This is a genomic window from Saccharothrix saharensis (assembly GCF_006716745.1).
In the GTDB taxonomy this organism is placed as follows: domain Bacteria; phylum Actinomycetota; class Actinomycetes; order Mycobacteriales; family Pseudonocardiaceae; genus Actinosynnema; species Actinosynnema saharense.
Window position 1 is genome coordinate 6012644 of record NZ_VFPP01000001.1, and the last position, 16360, is coordinate 6029003.

A 16360-nucleotide genomic window follows, 5' to 3' on the forward strand; every position below is an offset into this window, starting at 1 on the left:
GCTGCGGCTTTCCGCGCTGTGCTTGGATCAGCGGGGTGAGCACAATCTACGATTGTGGCGTTCCGGCGGATCGGGAGGCAGGGCTCGCCGCCGCCGCGGGTGCGGTCCGGTCCGGTCGCCTGGTCGTCCTCCCCACCGACACGGTCTACGGCATCGGCTGCGACGCGTTCGACGCGTCCGCCGTGCGCGCCCTGCTCGAAGCCAAGGGCCGCGGACCGGACATGCCCGTCCCGGTGCTGGTGGGGTCGTGGACCACGATCGACGGCCTGGTCCTCGGCGTCCCCCGGCAGGCGCGGGCGCTCATCGAGGCGTTCTGGCCCGGCGGGCTGTCCCTGGTGCTCCACCACGCGCCGTCGCTGGCCTGGGATCTCGGTCACACGCGCGGCACCGTGATGCTGCGGATGCCGCTGCACCCCGTCGCCCTGGAGCTGCTGCGCGACGTCGGCCCGATGGCGGTCTCCAGCGCCAACAAGTCCGGGTTCGCACCCGCCGGCACCGCCCAGGAGGCCTGGGACCAGCTCGGCGAGGAGGTCGGCGTCTACCTGGACGGCGGCCCGGCGGCCGACAACACCGCCTCCACCATCGTCGACCTGACCGGTCCGGACGCCGTGGTGCTGCGCGAGGGCGCGGTGCCGGTGGCCGAGGTGTCCGAGGCGCTGGGCGTCGAAGTCGAGGTCGCGCGCTAGTGGATCTTGCCGGTCGGAGTAGCGTGGTGGTCCCGTCGCACGAACCACCCGTTCAACGTCCACCCGACACCCCATCGCCGAGGGGCTAGCCTGCCGTGGGCCAGTTGCCTGCCGTGTCCAACGTCCTCCCCGTCCGGGAGTACCTGCTCGTCGCGCTGACCGCCGCGGTCGTGACGTTCCTGCTCGTCGGCCTGGTGCGCGCGTTGGCGTTCCGGATCGGCGCGGTCGCCTACCCCCGGCAACGGGACGTGCACGTCCAACCCATGCCGCGGATGGGCGGCCTCGCCATGTACGGCGGGGTGCTCGGCGGCATGCTGCTGGCGCACCAGCTACCGGTGCTGCGCTCGGCGTTCGACTTCTCCTACGACCCGTACGCGGTGATCGTGGGCGGCGGCGTGATCGTCCTCGTGGGCGTGCTGGACGACCGGTTCGAACTGGACTCCCTGACGAAACTCGCGGGGCAGGTCACCGCGGCGGGCATCCTGGTGCTGTTCGGCCTGCAGTGGCTGCTGTTCTGGGTGCCGTGGGGCGACGACGGCGAGGGCACCGGCTCGCTGCTCTCGCTGGACCAGAACCAGGGCGCGATCCTGAGCGTGCTGCTGGCCGTGACCATGGTCAACGCGATGAACTTCGTGGACGGCCTGGACGGCCTCGCGGCGGGCATCGGGCTCATCGCCGCCGCCGCCACCTGCGTGTTCTCCATCGGGCTGCTGGCCAACAACGGCGGCGACGTCGGCGCGTACCCGCCCGCGCTGATCGCGGCCACGCTGGCGGGCGCGTGCCTGGGCTTCCTGCCGCACAACTTCAACCCGGCGCGGATCTTCATGGGCGACTCCGGGTCGATGCTGATCGGGCTGATGCTCGCGGCGGCCACGATCTCGGCCTCCGGCAAGATCAACTACGAGTCGGTGCGGGCCACCGACGTCCTCGGCCTGCTCTCGCCGCTGGTCGTGGTGGCCGCGGTGCTGTTCGTGCCGATGCTGGACCTGCTGATGGCCGTGGTGCGGCGGACCAGGCGGGGCGAGAGCCCGTTCTCCGCGGACAAGATGCACCTGCACCACCGGCTGCTGGAGATCGGCCACTCCCAGCGCCGCGCGGTGCTGTTGATCTACTTGTGGGCCGGTGTGCTGGCCTTCGGCGCGGTGGCGCTGACGCTGTTCGACGTCGTGGTCGTGGTCTGGTGCCTGGCGATCGGACTCGTTCTCGCGCTGTTGGTCTCCGCGATACCCAGACTTCGCGAAGTGCGCCGCACTTGACCCCCGATGGTGGGGTGAGCATCAAGACCTCTTTACACTCGGTCCCGAAGGGTGGACAGTGCCCGACCGTTTGGGGGTGACATGAGCTCTCCGGAGAAGACGGAGTGGACGCACGAGGCCGTCGTGCGGCGACTCGCGGGTGAGATGTACCGCAGCGCGTTGTGGGCGGCACTCGGGACCGTGGTCGCGGGCGCGATCCTGTGGACCGTGCTGGCCGGCGTCCCCGGGCTGGTCGCGGCCCTGATCGGTGGCGCCATCGCGTGCCTGTCGTCGGCCGGGACGCTGCTGCTCATGCACCGCACCGCCGCGATGCCGCTGCAGGTGATCATGGTGGCGGCGTTCGCCGGGTTCCTGGGCAAGCTCATCCTGCTGATCGCGGTGATGCTGCTCGTGCGCCAGTTCCCCGTGCTGCACACCAACGCGCTCGCGTTGACCATGGCCGCGACCATCCTGGTCGCCACCGCCATGGAGGTGCGCGCCTCCAAGCGCAGTCGCAGTCAGATCGTCATCCCGACCCCTGGGAACACCTGATCTACCGGCTGGTACGGTGCGCGCAGGACGGGACACCCAGGTAGGTGGGGTGCCTCTCGCGGGCGCTTGCGGTCCGTAAGGTACGTTAAGTCCCGATCGTGACGATTCCCCCGGCGGAGTGAACGCCGGCCGGGAGAACCGGAAGGAACACAGTGACCACGTTGGTGCTGGCCTCGGGTGGCGAGTTCGTCGCACCCGGTGTGAAGGACTTCTTCCCCCCGGCGATCTTCGGCTCGGTCGACAAGCCGATGGTGCTGCTGGTCCTGTCGGTCCTCATCATCGGGGCGTTCTTCATCCTGGCGACCCGAAACATGAAGCTCGTCCCGGGTAAGTTCCAGTTCCTCGCCGAGTCGGCCTACGACATCGGGCGCAACTCGATCGCGCGGGAGCAGATCGGCGGCAAGGACTTCAAGCCCTTCGTTCCGCTGATCCTGACCGTCTTCACGTTCATCCTGGTGAACAACCTGTTCGGGCTCGTCCCGTTCGTCCAGTTCCCCACGATGGCGCACATCGGCTTCCCGCTCGCCGTCTCGGTCTTGGTCATCTACCCGGTTTACCACTTCGTGGGGTTCAAGCGCCACGGTTTCGTCGGCTACCTGAAGCACGCCACCATGCCGCCCGGCGCGCCCTGGTTCGTGCTCATCCTGCTGATCCCGATCGAGTTCTTCCAGAAGTTCGTCCTGAACCCGCTCACGCTCGCCATCCGGGTCTTCGCGGCGATGTTCGCGGGTCACCTCCTGCTGCTGGTGTTCACCCTCGCGGGTGAGTTCCTGCTGCTCAACGGCGGCATCACGGTCGTGGTGGCCCCGATTGCCTTCCTCTTCGCCATCGCGCTGACGTTCCTGGAAGCGCTGATCATGGTCCTTCAGGCCTACATCTTCGCCCTGCTGAGCGCCAACTACATCGGCGCCGCGCTGGCGGAAGAGCACTGAAAAACACTCAAGCCTCCGATCCGCGATGCCTTTCGCGGACCGAGTTGGAAAGGGAACAGCACAAGTGAGCGCATCCATCGTTCTTGCTCAGGAAGCCGCCTCCGGTGTGACCAACGCGGGTCTTGCCGCGATCGGCTACGGCCTCGCGGCCATCGGCCCGGGCATCGGCGTGGGTCTGATCTTCTCCTCGGTCATCAGCGGCACCGCCCGCCAGCCCGAGGCCCGCGGCGTCCTGCTGAGCCTCGCCTGGACGACCTTCGCCATCGTCGAGGTCCTCGCGCTGCTCGGCTTCGTCGTGTACTTCCTCGCGTCGGCAGCCTGAGCACCCGTTCATCGCATAAGAGAGGTTTGTGATGAAAACCCTCATCGTGGCGGCGGCGGAGGGAGAACCGATCAACCCGGTTCTCCCGCACACTTCCGAGATCATCATCGGCCTGATCGCGTTCCTGCTGCTCTTGTTCGTCATCAAGAAGTTCGTCTCGCCGAAGTTCGAGGCGGTCTACGCGGAACGCGCCGCCAAGATCGAGGGCGGGATCGAGAAGGCCGAGCAGGCGCAGGCGCAGGCGCAGGCCACGCTGGAGCAGTACAAGGCCCAGCTCGCCGAGGCACGTGCCGAGGCGGCCCGCATCCGCGACGACGCCCGCATCGAGGGCGAGCAGATCATCAGCGAGCTGCGCGCCAAGGCGCAGGAGGAGTCCGCGCGGATCGTCGCGCAGGGGCAGACCCAGCTCGAGACGCAGCGCGCGCAGATCGTCGCGGAGCTGCGCGGCGAGTTGGGCCGACTGGCCATCGACCTGGCTGACCGGGTCGTCGGCGAGTCGCTGGAGGACGAGGTGCGCCGTCGGGGCACCGTCGACCGGTTCCTCTCCGAGCTCGACGGCACGTCGGCTCCGGCCGCCAAGTGAGGGAACGCCGATGACGCTGCACGCCGCTAGCCGTGACGCCCTGGCCGCCGCCGAGCTGCGGTTGCTCGAGGTCGTGGACGGCACGACCGGCCCCACCGCCAGCGAGTCCCTGGGCAAGCTGGGCGAGGAGCTGTTCGCGGTCGTCAGCCTGCTGTCGGCGCAGCCCGCGCTGCGTCGGGCGCTGGCCGACAACTCCTCGGACCCCGCGTCCCGGGAACAGCTGCTGCACGGTCTGCTCGCCGGCAAGGTCGGCGACGTGACGGTGCAGGTGCTGGCCACGGTCGTCACCGCGCGCTGGTCCAGCCCGCGCGAGCTGGTCGACGGCATCGAGTCGCTGGCCCGCACCACGCTGCTGGTGCGGGCGGAGAGGGACGGCAAGCTCGACTCCGTCGAGGACGAGCTGTTCCGGCTCGGCCGCATCATCGCGGGCAACCACGAGCTGGAGCTGGCGCTGTCCGACCCGGCGGCCGAGCCCGCGGGCAAGGTCGCGCTGGTCGACAGCCTCGTGGCGGGCAAGGTCGACGGGACCACCAAGACCCTGGTGGACCAGCTCGTCCGCGAGCCCCGGGGCCAGGGCGTCGTCAACGGCCTGGGCGAACTCGCGTCGCTCGCGGCCAAGCGCCGGGAACGTTCCGTCGCCTACGTCCGTTCCGCCGTCGAGCTCGACGCGGCGCAGCAGGAGCGCCTCGAGGCCACGCTGACCCGGATCTACTCCCGGCCGATCGCGCTGCACGTGGAGGTCGACCCGACGCTGCGCGGCGGCCTGCTGATCAAGATCGGCGACGAAGTCATCGACGGAAGCGTGGCGGGTCGGTTGGCGTCCCTGCGCCGCGACCTCGCCGGCTGACCGAACCGGAACCGCGGCCCACAAGCCCCTTTCCCGAAAACGAAGTGAGAGCAGGAACGACATGGCGGAGCTGACGATCTCGTCGGACGAGATCCGCAGTGCGATCGAGAAGTACGTCTCGACCTACTCCCCGGAAGTCAGCCGGGAAGAGGTCGGCGTCGTCGCGGAGACCTACGACGGCATCGCCATCGTCGAGGGTCTGCCCGGCACCATGACCAACGAGCTGCTGGAGTTCCCCGGCGGCGTGCTCGGCGTGGCCCTGAACCTGGAAGTCCGCCAGATCGGCGCGGTCATCCTGGGCGACTTCGACAAGATCGAAGAAGGCCAGGAGGTCAAGCGGACCGGCCAGGTGCTCTCCGTGCCGGTGGGCGACGGCTTCCTCGGCCGCGTGGTGAACCCGCTCGGCCAGCCGATCGACGGCCTCGGCGACATCGTGGCCGACGACAACCGCGCGCTGGAGCTGCAGGCCGCGACCGTGCTGCAGCGGCAGCCCGTGAGCGAGCCGATGCAGACCGGCATCAAGGCCATCGACTCGATGACCCCCATCGGCCGCGGCCAGCGCCAGCTGATCATCGGCGACCGCAAGACCGGCAAGACCGCGGTCTGCATCGACACGATCATCAACCAGAAGAAGGCCTGGGAGTCGGGTGACCCGACGCAGCAGGTCCGCTGCGTCTACGTCGCCATCGGCCAGAAGGGCTCCACCATCGCGGGCGTCAAGGCCGCGCTGGAGGAGGCGGGCGCGCTGGAGTACACCACCATCGTCGCCGCCCCCGCGTCCGACTCGGCCGGCTTCAAGTGGCTCGCGCCCTACACCGGCTCGGCCATCGGCCAGCACTGGATGTACCAGGGCAAGCACGTCCTGATCATCTTCGACGACCTGACCAAGCAGGCGGAGGCGTACCGCGCCATCTCGCTGCTGCTGCGCCGCCCGCCGGGCCGCGAGGCGTACCCGGGCGACGTCTTCTACTTGCACTCGCGCCTGCTGGAGCGCTGCGCGAAGCTGTCCGACGAGATGGGCGGCGGCTCGATGACCGGCCTGCCGATCATCGAGACCAAGGCGAACGACGTGTCGGCGTACATCCCGACCAACGTCATCTCGATCACCGACGGCCAGTGCTTCCTCGAGTCCGACCTGTTCAACGCCGGTGTGCGCCCGGCCGTCAACGTGGGTATCTCGGTCTCCCGCGTCGGTGGCGCCGCGCAGACCAAGGCGATGAAGACGGTCGCCGGCTCGCTGCGCCTGGACCTGTCGCAGTTCCGCGAGCTGGAGGCGTTCTCCGCCTTCGCCTCGGACCTCGACGCCGCCTCGCGCGCCCAGCTGGACCGCGGCGCCCGCCTGGTCGAGCTGCTCAAGCAGGGCCAGTACTCGCCGGTGCCGATGGAGGAGCAGGTCGTCTCCATCTACCTCGGCACGAACGGGCACTACGACGACATCCCGGTGGGCGACGTCCGCCGCTTCGAGTCGGAGTTCCTGGACCACGTGCGGCGCAGCCACGAGGTGATCCTGTCCGACATCCGCGAGTCCAAGAAGTTGTCGGACGACGCGGAGAAGGGCATCGTGGACGCCGTCAACGCGTTCAAGCAGCAGTTCACCGCATCCGGCGGCGCGACCACCGTGGTCAACGAGGCGCCCGCCGACGCGATGGACGCCGACAAGGTCGGGCAGGAGTCGGTGAAGGTCAACCGGCCCGCTCCGACCGAGAAGTGACGTAGGCATGGCGGCACAGATCCGAGAGCTGCGCCAGCGGATCCGCTCGGTCAACTCGACCAAGAAGATCACCAAGGCGTACGAGCTCATCGCCACGTCGCGTCTGGCCAAGGCGCAGACGCGGGTCGCGGCGTCGAAGCCCTACGCGGAGGAGATCACCAACGTGCTCTCCTCGCTGGCGACGGCGTCGGCGAACCTCGACCACCCGCTGCTGACCGAGCGCAAGAACCCGCGCCGCGCCGCGGTCCTCGTCGTCACCAGCGACAAGGGCATGTGCGGCGGGTACAACGCCAACGTGCTGCGTGCCGCGGAGGAGCTGTTCTCCCTGCTGCGGTCCGAGGGCAAGGAGCCCGTGCTCTACGTCATCGGCCGCAAGGGCGTGGGCTACTACCGGTTCCGCCGGCGGGAGATCGCGGGCGAGTGGACCGGCTTCTCGCAGCTGCCGCACTACGTCAACGCGGTCGAGGCCGGTGACGCGCTGGTCAAGGCGTTCGTCGCGGGCAGCGACGACGAGGGCGACCGGCCCGGTCCCGACGGCGTGCTCGGCGTGGACGAGCTGCACGTGGTCTACACCGAGTTCAAGTCGATGCTGAGCCAGACGCCGGTCGCCAAGCGGATCGCGCCGATGGTCGTCGACTTCGACCCGGAGCCGCAGAAGCTCCAGTCGGTGTACTCGTTCGAGCCGAGTGCGGAGACGCTGCTGGGCGCGCTGCTGCCCAAGTACGTCAAGACCCGGCTCTTCTCGGCACTGCTGGACGCGGCGGCTTCGGAGTCGGCGGCGCGGCGGACCGCGATGAAGGCGGCGACGGACAACGCCACCGAGCTGGTCCGCAACCTCAGCCGCCAGGCGAACGCGGCCCGCCAGGCCCAGATCACCCAGGAGATCAGCGAGATCGTCGGTGGCGCCTCCGCGCTTACCGGTGGCGCAGGAAGTGATGAGTGACATGAGTGCTACTGCCACCACCACCCGCACCGGCCGTGTGGTCCGGGTGATCGGTGCCGTCGTCGACGTGGAGTTCCCGCGTGACGCGGTGCCGGAGCTGTTCAACGCCCTGAGCGTGGAGATCACCTACGAGGCGGTCGCCAAGACGCTGACCCTGGAGGTCGCCCAGCACCTGGGTGACAACCTGGTCCGCACCATCTCGATGCAGCCGACCGACGGCCTGGTCCGCGGCGCGGCGGTGACCGACACCGGTCGGGCGATCAGCGTGCCCGTCGGCGACGTCGTCAAGGGCCACGTCTTCAACGCGCTGGGCGACTGCCTGGACGAGCCCGGCCTCGGCCGCGACGGCGAGCAGTGGGGCATCCACCGCAAGGCGCCGTCGTTCGACCAGCTCGAGGGCAAGACCGAGATCCTGGAAACGGGCATCAAGGTCATCGACCTGCTGACCCCGTACGTCAAGGGCGGCAAGATCGGCCTGTTCGGCGGCGCGGGCGTGGGCAAGACGGTGCTCATCCAGGAGATGATCACCCGTATCGCCCGCGAGTTCTCCGGCACGTCGGTGTTCGCCGGCGTCGGTGAGCGCACCCGTGAGGGCACCGACCTCCTCCTCGAGATGGAGGAGATGGGTGTGCTCGGCGACACCGCCCTGGTGTTCGGTCAGATGGACGAGCCGCCCGGCACGCGCATGCGCGTCGCGCTCTCGGCGCTGACGATGGCGGAGTACTTCCGCGACGTGCAGAACCAGGACGTGCTGCTGTTCATCGACAACATCTTCCGGTTCACCCAGGCCGGCTCGGAGGTGTCGACCCTGCTGGGCCGCATGCCGTCCGCCGTGGGTTACCAGCCGACGCTTGCGGACGAGATGGGTGAGCTCCAGGAGCGCATCACCTCGACGCGCGGCAAGTCGATCACCTCGCTGCAGGCCATCTACGTGCCCGCGGACGACTACACCGACCCCGCGCCGGCCACCACGTTCGCCCACCTGGACGCGACGACGGAGCTCTCCCGTCCGATCTCCCAGAAGGGCATCTACCCGGCGGTGGACCCGCTGTCCTCGTCCTCCCGGATCCTCGAGCCGTCGATCGTCGGCGAGGAGCACTACCGGGTGGCGCAGGAGGTCAAGCGGATCCTGCAGAAGTACAAGGAGCTGCAGGACATCATCGCCATCCTCGGCATGGACGAGCTCTCCGAGGAGGACAAGGTCCTCGTCGGCCGCGCCCGTCGCCTGGAGCGCTTCCTCGGCCAGAACTTCATCGTGGCCGAGAAGTTCACCGGCCAGCCGGGCTCCTTCGTGCCGATCAAGGACACGATCGAGGCGTTCGACCGCGTGTGCAAGGGCGAGTTCGACCACTACCCGGAGCAGGCGTTCTTCTCCTGCGGCGGGTTGGACGACGTCGAGGCCAACGCCAAGAAGCTCGCCGGCAAGTAAGTCGGACCTGCTGCCGAAGGGCCGTTCCCCTGGTGGGGGACGGCCCTTCGGGCATTCACGGCGTTGCCCAGCCGAGGGCCCGGGAGATGGCCAGGCCGCACGTGCGCACGGCGGGGACGACGGTGTCGGTGCGGGTGCCCGTGGGCACGACGACGGACACCGCGCCCACCACCTCGCCGTCCTGGTCGCGCACCGGCGCGGCGACCGAGTAGGTGATCATCTCGATCTGCCGGTCGCTGATGGCGTAACCGTCGCGGCGCACGCGGGCCAGCGCCTCCCGCAGCTCCGGCGCGGACACGATCGTCCTGGGCGTGTACCGCTTGAGCGGGGCGGCCAGCACCGACTCCTGCACGGCGACCGGCGCGGCGGCCAGCAGCACCAGGCCGACGCCCGTGCAGTGCAACGGCATCCGGCTCCCGACGCGGGTGACCACGTTCACCGCGTCCCGCGCCGAGATCCGCTCCACGTACACGACCTCCGCGCCGTCCCGCACGGCCAACTGCACGTTGTGCCGCGTGACCTCGTACAGGTCCTCCAGGAACGGCAGGGCCCGGTCGCGCAGGTCCAGGCTGCCGGGCGACAGCGCGCCCAGCTCCAGCAGCCTCAGCCCCACGCGGTAGCGGCCGTCGGCGGTGCGGTCCAGGGCGCGCAGCTCGACCAGGGACGCCACCAGGCGGTGCGTGGTGCTCAGCGGCAGGCCGGAGTGGCGGCTCAGCTCGGACAGCGTGACGGCCGGTCGTTGCACCGAGAACACGGACAGCAGCGAGAACGCCCGCTCCAGCAGCGACTTCGGGGTGGGCACGGGCCCAGTCTCCCACTCGGCGGAAGGCGCACCGCCCCGGTCGGGGACGGGCTCGGGGGTGGTGCGGGACGGCGGTCGGGGCGACTGGGGGTGGCTGGTGCGGCGGGGTGTTCCGGTCACCGTTTAGACTGCGGTGGACTCCAGTCGACTCAGGGAGATGCGCGTGGCCGAGATGACCGTCCAGTTGGTCGCCGTGGAACGCCGCCTGTGGTCCGGTACGGCCACCTCGGTGGTCGCGCAGACGCTCGAAGGCGAGATCGGCATCCTGCCCGGCCACGAGCCGGTGCTCGGGCAGTTGGTCGAGGGCGGTGTGGTCCGGATCCGCACCACGGACAACGACCTCGTCACTGCGGCCGTGCACGGCGGGTTCCTCTCCGTGACCGGTGAGGGCGTGAGCATCCTCGCCGAGGACGCGGAGCTCTCCCACGAGATCGACGTCGAACAGGCCCGCGCGGAGGCGCAGAACGCCGACGACGTGCAGCGGGCACGGGCCATCGCGCGGCTTCGCGCCGCCGGACACTCGGCCTGACGCGGACGAGCGGACGAACGCCGTGGGGATCGCCGAACTGGTAGGGGTGGTCCTGTTCGGTGCGGTGGTCGTCCTCGCGTACTTCGCGTGGCGCCGCGTCCGGCTGTTGCGCGCGGGCGGTGTGCACGTCGCGCTGAGGTCGCGGATCGAGGACTCCGGCCGGGGTTGGCACCTGGGCGTCGGGCACTACCGGGGTGACGAGTTCACCTGGTTCCGCGTGCTGAGCCTGCGCACCGGCCCGGACATGGTCATCTCCCGCGAGGGTTTCGAGATCGACGACCGCCGCGAGCCCACCGCGCCGGAGGCGTACGCCATGCCCACGGGTGCGGTGGTGCTCCGGTGCCGCGGCAGCAAGGGCGAGGTCGAGATCGCGATGGGCCCGGACGCGCTGACCGGATTCCTCTCCTGGTTGGAGTCGGCGCCCCCGGGCCGGTCCATCCCCTGGGCGTCCTAGCCGCCGGGGAACGTCGCCGAGGTCAGACCGGGTTCCTGATGCTCTCGTAGATCCGGGCGAAGCCCTCCTTGCCGTGCCCGGCCTCGACCTGCCGCCGGATCAGGGCCTGCACCACGTCGACCACCTCGGTGGAGATGCCCTGCGCGGCGCCGGCGGCGACCATGTCGCCCAGGTCGGAGAACTCCAGGCTCTGCTGCCCCGGTGCGGCATAGTCGCCGCCGTCCACCACCGCGGCGAACCCGGCGAACCCGCCCGTCATCGCGGACAGCCACGGCGCGGCCCGTTCGGCGAACTCGGTCGCCGACACGCCCGCGCCCGCGACCATCGCCGCGCCGTGCAGGAACCCGGCGAACATCACGTACATGCCCGCCAGCAGGGCCAGGTCGTACAGCGACGCCACGCCCGCGTCCTCGCCGAAGTACGCGCTCTCGCCCCAGAGGTCGAGCAGCGGGCGGTACCGCTCGAACGCCGTCCGGGAGCCGCTGTAGAGGACCGACGAGCCGGGCTGCCCGATCATGTGCGGCACGGCCATGATGCCGCCGTCGAGGTACACGACGCCGTGCTCCGCCGCCCACGCGGCGATCCCGCGGGACTGGTCGGGTGAGGTCGTGGTGACGTTGACCAGCGCCCGGCCCGCGAGCAGGTCGGCGACCGGGTCCAGCACCTCGTGCACGGACGCGGCGTCGAACAGGCAGGCGACGACCACCTCGGAGGCGAGCACGGCGTCGCGCGGGGTGGTGGCGGCGGTCGCGCCCAGGGCGACCAGGGCGTCGGCCTTGCCGGGTGAGCGGTTCCAGACGGTGGTGGGGTGCCCGGCCCGCACCAGGGCCGTGGCGAGTGCGGCGCCCATCGCGCCGAGTCCGAGGACGGTGACCTTCGTGTTCGTCATGCCATGATCGTCACCCGGAACGGTACTGTCGTACCAGTACGGACTGATTAGTGCAGTACCAACCTTTCGGTAAGCACCCGGGGAGGGGCGATGGCGGCTCGACGTGGTCCCTACTTCTGCGGCATCGACGCGGCGATGGACGTGGTGTCGGGGAAGTGGAAGTCGCTCATCCTGTGGGAGCTGGCCGAGCACGGCGTGCGGCGGTTCGCCCAACTGCGCCGAGGCCTGCCGGGCGTGAGCGAGAAGATGCTGGTCCAGCAACTGCGCGAGCTGGAGGAGGACGGCCTCGTGCACCGCGAGGTGTTCCCGGAGGTGCCGCCCAGGGTCGAGTACGCGCTGACCGACGAGGGCCGCTCGCTCAACCAGGCGCTCGCCGCGTTGGGCGTGTGGGGCGCCGAGCGGATCCGGCGCATCGGCGCGGAGAAGGTGGTCTACGCGTCCTGACGGTGCCGTGACGCCGGTCGTGGCCGCCGGAACAGGGTGCCGAGCAGGCGCAGCGCCCCCCGGTCGCCGGACGCGGTGGCATCGCCGGACGCGATCCTGTCGGCCAGGCTCGACCGACCGTCGGCCAGGTCGGCGAACACGTCCTCGGTCGTCTCGACGACCGCGTCGGGCTGGTGGGCGGGCCCGTGGTCCGCGTCGACCGCGCCGTCGGCGACGCGCACGTGGAACACCTCGTCGCCGACCCGGAACTCGTACACCGCGCGCACGCCCGCCGCGGCGTCGGGGTCGAAGAACGCCTCCATCGCCAGCACCGCCCAGCCGGGGTGGAACGCCTCGCCCTCCCGCCGTCCGCCCATGGCCCACTTGGTGCCCCACCGGGCCAGGGCGAGCACGGCGGGGCCGAGTTCCCGGCCGGCCTCGGTGAGGGCGTAGGCGGGGGTGCGGGCGGGCGGCGGGAGCGTGACCTTGTGCGCGAGGCCTTCCCGCTCCAAGTGCTTCATCCGGGCGGCGAGCAGGCCGGTGCCCAGGCCGCGCAGGCTCTTGCGGAGGTCGCCGAACCGCTTGGGCCCGGTGAGCAGTTCGCGGACGAGCAGCAGGGTCCAACGTTCGCCGACGAGGTCGAGCGTGCGCGCGGTGGCGCAGTACTGGTTGTACGTCCGCTGGTCCACCCGCTCATCCTAGGGTCGGCGCCTCCCGGCTCCCGACCGCGAGCAGCACGTCCGCGACGGCCCGCGGATCGGTCAGCGGCACGTCGTGCGCCGCCTCGAGCGGCACGGTCCGGTAGCCGAGGTCGGTGGCGAACCGGGCGAACGGGAACGCCTCCGGCAGGCAGTGCACGCCGGTGCCGGGGACGCGGTCGACCGCGCCGGTGAGGCGGGTCGGTTCGGTGAACGTCCGCAGCGGGTGGGTGCGCAGGCGGCGGCCGAGCCAGTCGGCGTCGCCGGGGTCGGTGACGCCGTACGACGCCGGCGGTGGCGGCGGGACCAGGCCGTCGGGGCCGGCGGCGGCGGTGACCCGCTCGGTGAACCAGTCCGGCGCCAGGTCGGCCAGGCTGGAGCCGTCCGGGCCCGCCCAGCCGTCCACCAGCACGAGGTGGGCGACCCGGTCGGGCCGCCGGTCGGCCGCCGCGCGCACCACCAGGCCCGCGTAGCTGTGCCCGACCAGCACCAGGTCCGGGTCGGCGACGGCGTCGACCGCGGCCACCACCTCGGCCACGTGGTCGGCCAGGCCGACGTCGCGGTCGTGCGTGAGATCCGGTGCGACGACGTGCGCGCCGGTCGCGGTGAGCAGCGGGGTGACCCGCTCCCAGGCCCAACCTCCGTGCCACGCGCCGTGGACGAGGACGTACGTGGTCATGGGCGACGTCCGTGGCCGTGGACTTCCTGATTGTGAAGTGTACGGTTCACAATCAGGAAGTGCCACCACGTCGGTCAGGCGTTGGCCCCCGGCTGCCAGAGCACGTCGCCGTCCGGGTTCGCCACCCGCGCCAGGATGAACAGCAGGTCCGACAGCCGGTTCAGGTACTTGGCGGTCAGCGCGTTCGTCCGGTCGGCCTCGACCTCGATCAACGCCCACGCCGACCGCTCCGCGCGGCGGGCCGTGGTGCGGGCCTGGTGCAGCAGGGCCGCACCGGGTGTGCCACCGTTGAGGATGAACGACTCCAGCTTGCCCAACCGGGAGTTGAACGCGTCGCACCACGACTCCAACCGGTCCACGTAGGCCTGGGTGATCCGCAGCGGCGGGTACTTGGGGTCGGGTGCGACCGGCGTGCACAGGTCCGCGCCGACGTCGAACAGGTCGTTCTGGACCTGCCGCACCACCTCGGCGACGTCGCTCTCCAGCGCGCCGAGCGCCAGGGCCACGCCGAGCGCGGAGTTCGTCTCGTCCACGTCGGCGTACGCCGTGATGCGGGGCGAGGTCTTGGGCACCCGGGAGAAGTCGCCGAGGCCGGTGGTCCCGTCGTCGCCGACGCGGGTGTAGATCTTCGTCAGGTGCACGGCCATGCGAAGCACTGTAGACACCGCGGCGGGCCACCACGGACGGGCACGATTCAGACCGTACGTAGGATTGCGGCACAACGAGCAAGGAGTTCCTTACGTGAGTGAGCACTTCCGGGTTCAGGGCGGTGCGCGGCTGGTCGGCGAGGTGGCCGTCGTGGGCGCGAAGAACAGCGTGCTGAAGCTGATGGCGGCGGCGCTGCTGGCCGAGGGCACCACCACCATCACCAACTGCCCGGAGATCCTGGACGTGCCGCTGATGGCGGACGTCCTGCGCAGCCTGGGCTGCGAGGTCCTGCTCGACGGCTCGGTGGTCACGATCACCACGCCGGAGGAGCTCAACCACCGCGCCGACTCCGAGGCGATGGGCAAGCTGCGCGCGTCGGTGTGCGTGCTCGGTCCCCTGGTGGGCCGGTGCAAGCGCGCGGTCGTCGCCCTGCCCGGTGGTGACGCGATCGGCAACCGGCCGCTGGACATGCACCAGAACGGCCTGCGCAAGCTCGGCGCGCACAGCGAGATCGAGCACGGCTGCGTGATCGCCGAGGCCGAGGGCCTGCACGGCGCGCAGATCTGGCTGGACTTCCCCAGCGTGGGCGCGACGGAGAACATCCTGATGGCGGCGGTGCTGGCCAACGGCACCACGGTCATCGACAACGCCGCCCGCGAGCCGGAGATCGTGGACATCTGCGTGATGCTCCAGCAGATGGGCGCGAAGATCGAGGGCGCGGGCACGTCCACGCTCACCGTGCACGGCGTGGAGTCGCTGCGACCGACCGAGCACCGGGTGATCGGCGACCGGATCGTCGGCGCCACGTGGGCGTTCGCCGCCGCCATGACCCGCGGTGACATCACCGTGCGCGGCGTGGACCCGCACCACCTCGACCTGGTGCTGGAGAAGCTGCGGATGGCGGGCGCGGACGTGACCACGCTCGACGACGGCTTCCGCGTGGTGCAGACCGACCGGCCCCGCTCGGTGGACTTCGTGACGCTGCCGTACCCCGGTTTCGCCACCGACCTCCAGCCGTTCGCGATCGCGCTGTCGGCCGTGTCCGACGGCACGTCGATGATCACCGAGAACCTGTTCGAGGCGCGGTTCCGGTTCATCGAGGAGATGGTGCGGCTGGGCGCGGACGCGCGCACCGACGGCCACCACGCGGTGGTGCGGGGCGTGGACCGGCTGTCCAGCGCGCCGGTGTGGGCGTCGGACATCCGCGCGGGCGCGGGGCTGGTGCTGGCCGGGCTGTGCGCGGACGGCGCGACCGAGGTCTACGAGATCTTCCACATCGAGCGCGGCTACCCGGGGTTCGTGGAGAACCTGCGCAAGCTCGGCGCGACCGTGGAGCGCGTCACCGCCTGACCCGTGCGGCGTCGGAGGAGCCCGCCCCCGCCACCGGGGGCGGGCTCCGTCGTGCGCGGGGCCGGGTGTCGGGCGTTCACCGGACACCGCGTGGGCCGCGGTCTTCCCAGGGTGGGTTCGGCGTCGCGGCGTTGCCGCGCGGTCGGCCTGGCCGGCCCTGGTGCCGGGGGCGATGGCGGTCGTCGCGGTCGCCGCGCCCGCGTCGGCCTCCCAGCCGCCGCCGCGCACCTCGTGGACGGAGGTGACGCCAGCCGACGGCTGCTGGAGGTCGACGGGCGGAGCACTCCTGACCGGTCGACCGGTCAGGAGTGCTCCGCCCGCAGCAGCAGCTTGGCGTCGGGCGCGTCGGCGGGGAAGACCATGAGCCGGTGGAGCCCGCCCCGGCGCACGACGGTCACCTTGATGCGCGCCGCGCGCAGGCGCCGGGCGAGCACGTCGGCGGCCTCGGGGGTCGGCACGGCGGAGACCTCGGTGAGCAGGCCGAAGTCGTCGCCGGTGTAGTCGGGCACGGCGCGCCGGTCGATCCCGAAGGCCCAGAACAGCACCAGGCCGAGCAGCCCGAAGACGATCACCATGAGCAGGAACGTGGTGAGCGCGGTCACGCCGCCCATCTTCCCGCAGTCACGATTCAGTGAGCAACGGCACCTG

20 protein-coding genes are annotated in these 16360 nt (G+C 70.8%); 14 read left to right on the forward strand and 6 right to left on the reverse strand.

Annotated features, from left to right (window positions below; all coding sequences use genetic code 11):
- The first annotated feature begins 35 nt into the window (after positions 1-35).
- The 10 genes from FHX81_RS27095 to atpD all read left to right on the forward strand — a co-directional run bounded on the left by FHX81_RS27095 (position 36) and on the right by atpD (position 9240).
- Positions 36-686: an L-threonylcarbamoyladenylate synthase gene (locus tag FHX81_RS27095; RefSeq protein ID WP_141980865.1), complete on the forward strand. Its 651-nt coding sequence runs from the start codon at positions 36-38 to the stop codon at positions 684-686.
- Positions 687-781: 95 nt separating this feature from the next.
- Entirely contained in the window at positions 782-1942 is a 1161-nt protein-coding gene (locus tag FHX81_RS27100) for a glycosyltransferase family 4 protein (RefSeq protein ID WP_141980866.1), read from the forward strand.
- Positions 1943-2023: 81 nt separating this feature from the next.
- Entirely contained in the window at positions 2024-2473 is a 450-nt protein-coding gene (locus FHX81_RS27105; protein WP_141980867.1) for a Cg1360 family ATP-synthase-associated protein, read from the forward strand.
- Positions 2474-2625: 152 nt separating this feature from the next.
- Positions 2626-3405, forward strand: a complete 780-nt coding sequence (atpB, locus tag FHX81_RS27110) for a F0F1 ATP synthase subunit A (RefSeq protein ID WP_141980868.1) — start codon at positions 2626-2628, stop codon at positions 3403-3405.
- Between the two features lie 76 nt (positions 3406-3481).
- A complete protein-coding gene (locus FHX81_RS27115; protein ID WP_121231937.1) occupies positions 3482-3727 on the forward strand; it encodes an ATP synthase subunit c family protein in 246 nt (81 codons plus the stop codon).
- Positions 3728-3758: 31 nt separating this feature from the next.
- Positions 3759-4310, forward strand: coding sequence for a F0F1 ATP synthase subunit B (locus FHX81_RS27120; RefSeq protein ID WP_141980869.1), 552 nt, complete (start codon positions 3759-3761; stop codon positions 4308-4310).
- A gap of 10 nt (positions 4311-4320) precedes the next feature.
- Positions 4321-5157 (forward strand): F0F1 ATP synthase subunit delta, encoded by an 837-nt coding sequence (locus FHX81_RS27125; RefSeq protein WP_141980870.1) that lies wholly within the window; start codon positions 4321-4323, stop codon positions 5155-5157.
- A gap of 61 nt (positions 5158-5218) precedes the next feature.
- The gene (gene atpA, locus FHX81_RS27130; protein ID WP_141980871.1) at positions 5219-6868 is read left to right on the forward strand and encodes a F0F1 ATP synthase subunit alpha; all 1650 of its coding nucleotides are present in this window, start codon (positions 5219-5221) and stop codon (positions 6866-6868) included.
- A 7-nt stretch (positions 6869-6875) separates the two neighbouring features.
- A complete protein-coding gene (locus tag FHX81_RS27135; RefSeq protein WP_141980872.1) occupies positions 6876-7811 on the forward strand; it encodes a F0F1 ATP synthase subunit gamma in 936 nt (311 codons plus the stop codon).
- Positions 7804-9240 (forward strand): F0F1 ATP synthase subunit beta, encoded by a 1437-nt coding sequence (atpD, locus tag FHX81_RS27140; RefSeq protein WP_211363577.1) that lies wholly within the window; start codon positions 7804-7806, stop codon positions 9238-9240. Before FHX81_RS27135 ends, atpD begins: the two co-directional genes overlap by 8 nt.
- Before the next feature lie 55 nt (positions 9241-9295).
- Here atpD and FHX81_RS27145 read toward each other — a convergent pair whose 3' ends face one another.
- The gene (locus FHX81_RS27145) at positions 9296-10042 is read right to left on the reverse strand and encodes an IclR family transcriptional regulator (RefSeq protein WP_246107990.1); all 747 of its coding nucleotides are present in this window, start codon (positions 10040-10042) and stop codon (positions 9296-9298) included.
- Positions 10043-10205: 163 nt separating this feature from the next.
- Between FHX81_RS27145 and FHX81_RS27150 the strand changes: the two genes are divergently transcribed.
- Together FHX81_RS27150 and FHX81_RS27155 are read left to right on the forward strand one after the other, a co-directional pair.
- On the forward strand, positions 10206-10571 hold the full coding sequence (locus FHX81_RS27150) for a F0F1 ATP synthase subunit epsilon (protein ID WP_141980874.1): 366 nt from the start codon (positions 10206-10208) through the stop codon (positions 10569-10571).
- A gap of 22 nt (positions 10572-10593) precedes the next feature.
- Complete coding sequence (locus FHX81_RS27155) at positions 10594-11025, forward strand: DUF2550 domain-containing protein (RefSeq protein WP_141980875.1); 432 nt, start codon at positions 10594-10596, stop codon at positions 11023-11025.
- Positions 11026-11047: 22 nt separating this feature from the next.
- Here FHX81_RS27155 and FHX81_RS27160 read toward each other — a convergent pair whose 3' ends face one another.
- Entirely contained in the window at positions 11048-11914 is an 867-nt protein-coding gene (locus tag FHX81_RS27160) for an NAD(P)-dependent oxidoreductase (RefSeq protein WP_141980876.1), read from the reverse strand.
- Positions 11915-12004: 90 nt separating this feature from the next.
- Here FHX81_RS27160 and FHX81_RS27165 point away from each other — a divergent pair, with 90 nt between their 5' ends.
- Positions 12005-12358: a winged helix-turn-helix transcriptional regulator gene (locus tag FHX81_RS27165; RefSeq protein WP_141980877.1), complete on the forward strand. Its 354-nt coding sequence runs from the start codon at positions 12005-12007 to the stop codon at positions 12356-12358.
- On the opposite strand, the gene FHX81_RS27170 is transcribed toward FHX81_RS27165, so the two are convergent.
- The 3 genes from FHX81_RS27170 to FHX81_RS27180 all read right to left on the reverse strand — a co-directional run bounded on the left by FHX81_RS27170 (position 12346) and on the right by FHX81_RS27180 (position 14361).
- Positions 12346-13026, reverse strand: a complete 681-nt coding sequence (locus tag FHX81_RS27170; protein WP_141980878.1) for a winged helix-turn-helix transcriptional regulator — start codon at positions 13024-13026, stop codon at positions 12346-12348. The genes FHX81_RS27165 and FHX81_RS27170 overlap by 13 nt on opposite strands.
- A gap of 4 nt (positions 13027-13030) precedes the next feature.
- A complete protein-coding gene (locus tag FHX81_RS27175; RefSeq protein WP_141980879.1) occupies positions 13031-13714 on the reverse strand; it encodes an alpha/beta fold hydrolase in 684 nt (227 codons plus the stop codon).
- Positions 13715-13788: 74 nt separating this feature from the next.
- On the reverse strand, positions 13789-14361 hold the full coding sequence (locus FHX81_RS27180; protein ID WP_141980880.1) for a cob(I)yrinic acid a,c-diamide adenosyltransferase: 573 nt from the start codon (positions 14359-14361) through the stop codon (positions 13789-13791).
- A 94-nt stretch (positions 14362-14455) separates the two neighbouring features.
- On the opposite strand from FHX81_RS27180, the gene murA reads away from it, so the two are divergent.
- On the forward strand, positions 14456-15712 hold the full coding sequence (gene murA / locus FHX81_RS27185) for a UDP-N-acetylglucosamine 1-carboxyvinyltransferase (protein ID WP_141980881.1): 1257 nt from the start codon (positions 14456-14458) through the stop codon (positions 15710-15712).
- Positions 15713-16014: 302 nt separating this feature from the next.
- On the opposite strand, the gene FHX81_RS27190 is transcribed toward murA, so the two are convergent.
- On the reverse strand, positions 16015-16323 hold the full coding sequence (locus FHX81_RS27190) for a hypothetical protein (RefSeq protein ID WP_141980882.1): 309 nt from the start codon (positions 16321-16323) through the stop codon (positions 16015-16017).
- Positions 16324-16360: the final 37 nt, after the last annotated feature.

What these genes read in the sequence shown, in the direction of transcription:
- FHX81_RS27165 (WP_141980877.1), top strand. Translation starts at nt 12,005, where the DNA reads ATGGCGGCTCGACGTGGTCCCTACTTCTGCGGCATCGACGCGGCGATG.
- FHX81_RS27160 (WP_141980876.1), bottom strand. Translation starts at nt 11,914, where the DNA reads ATGACGAACACGAAGGTCACCGTCCTCGGACTCGGCGCGATGGGCGCC.
- FHX81_RS27175 (WP_141980879.1), bottom strand. Translation starts at nt 13,714, where the DNA reads ATGACCACGTACGTCCTCGTCCACGGCGCGTGGCACGGAGGTTGGGCC.
- atpD (WP_211363577.1), top strand. Translation starts at nt 7,804, where the DNA reads ATGAGTGACATGAGTGCTACTGCCACCACCACCCGCACCGGCCGTGTG.
- atpA (WP_141980871.1), top strand. Translation starts at nt 5,219, where the DNA reads ATGGCGGAGCTGACGATCTCGTCGGACGAGATCCGCAGTGCGATCGAG.
- FHX81_RS27180 (WP_141980880.1), bottom strand. Translation starts at nt 14,361, where the DNA reads ATGGCCGTGCACCTGACGAAGATCTACACCCGCGTCGGCGACGACGGG.
- FHX81_RS27120 (WP_141980869.1), top strand. Translation starts at nt 3,759, where the DNA reads ATGAAAACCCTCATCGTGGCGGCGGCGGAGGGAGAACCGATCAACCCG.
- FHX81_RS27190 (WP_141980882.1), bottom strand. Translation starts at nt 16,323, where the DNA reads ATGGGCGGCGTGACCGCGCTCACCACGTTCCTGCTCATGGTGATCGTC.
- FHX81_RS27105 (WP_141980867.1), top strand. Translation starts at nt 2,024, where the DNA reads ATGAGCTCTCCGGAGAAGACGGAGTGGACGCACGAGGCCGTCGTGCGG.
- FHX81_RS27125 (WP_141980870.1), top strand. Translation starts at nt 4,321, where the DNA reads ATGACGCTGCACGCCGCTAGCCGTGACGCCCTGGCCGCCGCCGAGCTG.
- FHX81_RS27135 (WP_141980872.1), top strand. Translation starts at nt 6,876, where the DNA reads ATGGCGGCACAGATCCGAGAGCTGCGCCAGCGGATCCGCTCGGTCAAC.